General features: G+C 26.8%; 4 protein-coding genes. All 4 read left to right on the forward strand.

What is annotated here, in order from left to right; all coding sequences use genetic code 11:
• On the forward strand, positions 1-836 hold an 836-nt coding region (locus J7G74_RS11315), incomplete at its 5' end, for a sensor histidine kinase (RefSeq protein WP_297135377.1).
• Positions 837-1,025: 189 nt separating this feature from the next.
• Positions 1,026-1,835 carry a formate/nitrite transporter family protein gene (locus J7G74_RS11320; protein ID WP_297135380.1) on the forward strand — a complete coding sequence of 270 codons (810 nt, stop codon included), beginning with the start codon at positions 1,026-1,028 and terminating at the stop codon, positions 1,833-1,835.
• Between the two features lie 600 nt (positions 1,836-2,435).
• Positions 2,436-3,443: a proline racemase gene (locus J7G74_RS11325; RefSeq protein WP_297135383.1), complete on the forward strand. Its 1,008-nt coding sequence runs from the start codon at positions 2,436-2,438 to the stop codon at positions 3,441-3,443.
• A gap of 79 nt (positions 3,444-3,522) precedes the next feature.
• A complete protein-coding gene (locus J7G74_RS11330) occupies positions 3,523-4,404 on the forward strand; it encodes a sulfite exporter TauE/SafE family protein (protein WP_297135385.1) in 882 nt (293 codons plus the stop codon).
• Positions 4,405-4,456 lie beyond the last annotated feature (52 nt).

Below are 4,456 nucleotides of genomic sequence, written 5' to 3' on the forward strand. Positions count from 1 at the left end.
TACATATTAATTATAAGCGAAAACATGAAGAGACATTAAATAAAGCTGTAAATAATATAGAATCACTGAATAAATTAAAAAATCATTTTATCATAAATATGAGCCACGAATTAAAAACACCCATAACTGTAATTAATTCAGTTATGCAACTTACAAAATATAAAAGAAATAATTACGATAATTATCTAATAACTAGTAAAAATATAAAATTAGTAGAATCAAATTGTCAAAGGTTATTAAAATTGATAAATAATCTCATAGACTTGGAAAAAATTGATTCTCAAGATGTGCATATAATACTTGAAAATGTAAATATAGTAGAAGTTATAGAAGATACGGTTTTATCTGTTGTTCCTTATGCTAAAGCTAAAAATATAGAAATAATTTTTGATACTGTAGAAGAAGAAATAATAATGGCAATAGATAAAAATAAAGTAGAAAGAATAGTATTGAATTTATTATCTAATGCTATAAAATACTCTAAAGATACAGGGACTGTAGAAATTAAAATAGATGTTTATAAAAATAACATGGTACTTACTGTTGAAGATAATGGTGTTGGTATAGAAGAAGAAAATATAGATAAGATATTTGATAGATTTGTAAGATTAGATGATAGTTTAACCAGAAGAAATGAAGGTACAGGTATAGGACTATCTATAGTAAAAGCTTTTGTTGAATGCCATAATGGAAGTATAAAAGTTGATTCCACGAAAAATATAGGAACTAAATTTACTATAAGTATCCCAATGGTGGCAAAAGAAGAATCTAATAATAATAGAGGAATCAATACAAATAGTAATATAAAACAAGAATTATCAGATATCTATTTATAAAAAATAGAATATAAGCATATAGATTTGTAAAAAATATAAATTCCATGTTTATGAAAAATTTTCCAGTGTGAATATGAAATTTTTTATTTTTAAAACTAAATCAATATGCTAAAATATAAAATGTTGTATACAAAATACAAATAATCGAAATTATATTTTATTAAAAATTAATGAATAGGAGACGAAATAATGAATGAATCAACAATACAATTATTAGCTGACAAAGCAAAAGCTAAAGTTGCATTATTAAAAGAAAGTAAATTAAAGTACATAGTTTCAGCTATGTTCGCAGGATTATTAGTTGGTATGGGATGTATATTAGTATATTCAGTAGGTGGAATGCTATATGCAGAACATTCTCCATTTACTAAGATAGCAGTAGGTTTATCATTCTCATTTGCACTTAGTGTAATATTAATATTAGGATATGAGTTATTTACGAGTAATACTATGGTTATGACAGTAGGTGCTTTAGATGAGAAAACAACTATAAAAGACTGGTTTAGTATATTATCATTTAGTTATCTAGGAAACTTCTTAGGTGCAGTATTAATATCTGTATTATTTGTAGCAACTGGTTTAGCAGATAAAGGAACTGCTATAGATTACTTTGCTTATGTAGCTACAGCTAAAGTAAGTGGAACTGCTTTACAATTATTTGCTAAGGGTATTTTATGTAATATATTAGTTTGTGCAGCTGTATTATGTGCTTATAAATTAAAAGACCAAATGGCTCAATTATTTATAGCATTAATATGTTTATATGCATTTGTAACTAGTGGATTTGAACACTGTATAGCAAACATGACTGTATTTATAACAACTTTATTATCGCCAGGCTCAGTTGGTGTAATAACTGCAGGTCAAGCATTATACAGTACATTATTCGTAACTTTAGGTAATATAGTAGGTGGAGCTATATTCTATGGTTTAGCTACGTATATATTATCAAAAGAAAAAGTTAAAAATAAAGAAGAAGAAATGAGCAAAGCTTGCTAATTTCTATTAATATAAAAACCTTCATTGAATTTATCAATGAAGGTTTTTTAGTAGTATAATTTAATTGATATAATAAATTTAAATAAAATATTATAATCATGGATAAAATAATATTTTTATACAAGATTTAATGAGTAATGGAATAATATATTTAATTTAAATAAAAAAATAACAATTTCATCTTGAATTTATAGTTTTTTACTATTTAAATTGATAGTATAATCTATAAAAATAATATATATAATATGTTTAGGAAAATTTTAAATGTATATTATAAATTAATTGTATTATGTATTTTTTTTATAATATTAAATAGTTACGCAAAAATAGAAAAAATTTGTTGATAACTTAAAAAATATTAACTATAATTTAAATAGATAAATGATTATATGTAAAAAAATGTAAATAATTAGCTGACATAAAAAAATATAATTATAAAAAATAATTATCGATAAAAAATATATTTTATTGATAATTAATTAACGTTTGGGAATATAACAGCTATATTATGAAATCATTTCTTTGCGAATTAATCATAGAATAATTAAATAAATATTAAGTAAATATTTATATTAATAATAATTTTAGGGGGACAGGCAAATGAAATTTTCAAGAAGCATTCATGCAATTGACTCTCATACTGCAGGAGAGCCAACAAGAATAGTTGTGGGAGGAATACCTAATATAAAAGGTAATACAATGGCTGAAAAAAAAGCATATTTAGAAGAAAATTTAGATTACTTAAGAACGGCTATAATGTTAGAGCCAAGAGGTCATAATGATATGTTTGGTTCAATAATAACTCAACCATGTGATCCAACAGCTGATTTTGGTATCATATTCATGGATGGTGGCGGATACCTAAATATGTGTGGTCATGGTTCAATAGGAGCTTTAACTGTAGCAGTAGAAACTGGAATGGTTGATATGGTAGAACCAGTTACTCATGTAAAAATGGAAGCACCTGCTGGGCTAATAGAAGCTGAAGTTAAAGTAGAAAATGAAAAAGTAAAAGAAGTATCTTTTATAAATGTACCAGCATTTTTATATAAAAGAGATTGTGAAATAGAAATGGCTCCATATGGAAAAATAAAATTTGATATTGCATTTGGAGGAAGTTTCTTTGCAATAGTTCATGCTAATCAATTTGGTGTTAAAATTGAACCTAAAAATGCTCAGATATTAAATAATATAGGTATGGAAATGAGAGATATAGTTAATAGAGAAATACCTGTGCAACATCCAACATTAGATCATATTAAAACAGTTGATTTAGTTGAAATATATGATGAGCCAACTCATCCAGAAGCAACTTACAAAAATGTAGTTATATTTGGTCAAGGGCAAGTTGATAGATCTCCTTGTGGAACAGGAACAAGTGCTAAATTAGCTACTTTATATGCAAAAGGAGAAATTAAAGAAGGAGAACCATTTGTATACGAAAGTATATTAGGAACTCTATTTAAAGGTAGAATAGTAGGTCTTGATAAAGTTGGAGAATTTGATGCAGTAAGACCAGAGATAACAGCATCAGCTTATATAACAGGATTTAATCATTTTGTTATAGATGATGAAGATCCAGTTAAACATGGTTTTATATTAAAATAAGCATCTGAATCAATAACTTAATTAAGATTTCAACTATAGCATTTATAAAATTACAAAATAAAATAGGGGGAATCATATTATGTTAAATTTTGTTAGAGTTGTTTGGGCAGCATTAGTAAGTGTTTATGGATACTTCTTTTTTAAAGACTACAAACAAGTTGCAGCAGCTGGAAAATTAGACAATGTAAGTGTAGCAAAAGCAGGGTTTATTGGTTTTATAACTAATTTCTTTGATACTTTAGGTATAGGCTCTTTTGCACCAACTGTTGCACTTAACAAGTTTATGAAAATGGGAGTAAAGGATAGAGAACTTCCAGGATTATTAAACGTTGCTGATACATTACCAGTAATGGTAGAAGCAGCAATACTTACAACAGCTATAAAGGTTGAACCAATGACGCTTATATCAATGCTTGCAGCGGCAGCCTTAGGTTCATATTTAGGTGCTGGTATAATATCTAAGATGGATGAGGTAAAAGTTCAAAAAGCAATGGGAGTTGCATTATTTATTACTGCTGTATTAATGATATTCAAGCAATTAAACTTAATCCAAGGTGGTGGAGATGCTATAGGATTAAGTGGTATTAAATTAGTTATAGGTGTTATAGGTAACTTTATACTTGGAGCATTAATGTCTGCAGGTATAGGATTATATGCACCATGTATGGCACTTGTTTATTTCTTAGGAATGAATCCACAAGTTGCTTTTCCAATAATGATGGGATCTTGTGCAACATTAATGCCAGTTGGATCAATCAAATTTATAAAAGAAGGTGCTTACCCAAGAAAGGCAGCTCTAATAATAGGTTTATCTGGAATGGTAGGTGTATACATAGCAGCGAAATTTGTTAGTAATCTACCAATGGATATATTAACTTGGTTAGTTATAGCTGTTATATTCTATACTTCAACATCTATGTTAATAGCTGCTAATAAAGCTAGTAAACAAAGAGCAAAATAATATGCTAATTAGTTAATAAGTATATTTTAAATAAAAATATGCTACATGTATA

The sequence above is a fragment of the Terrisporobacter sp. genome (genome assembly GCF_017888745.1).
Classification (GTDB): domain Bacteria; phylum Bacillota; class Clostridia; order Peptostreptococcales; family Peptostreptococcaceae; genus Terrisporobacter.

Bases quoted from the DNA above. Each gene is read 5' to 3' on its own strand.
- J7G74_RS11330 (WP_297135385.1), top strand. From the start codon at position 3,523: ATGTTAAATTTTGTTAGAGTTGTTTGGGCAGCATTAGTAAGTGTTTAT.
- J7G74_RS11320 (WP_297135380.1), top strand. From the start codon at position 1,026: ATGAATGAATCAACAATACAATTATTAGCTGACAAAGCAAAAGCTAAA.
- J7G74_RS11325 (WP_297135383.1), top strand. From the start codon at position 2,436: ATGAAATTTTCAAGAAGCATTCATGCAATTGACTCTCATACTGCAGGA.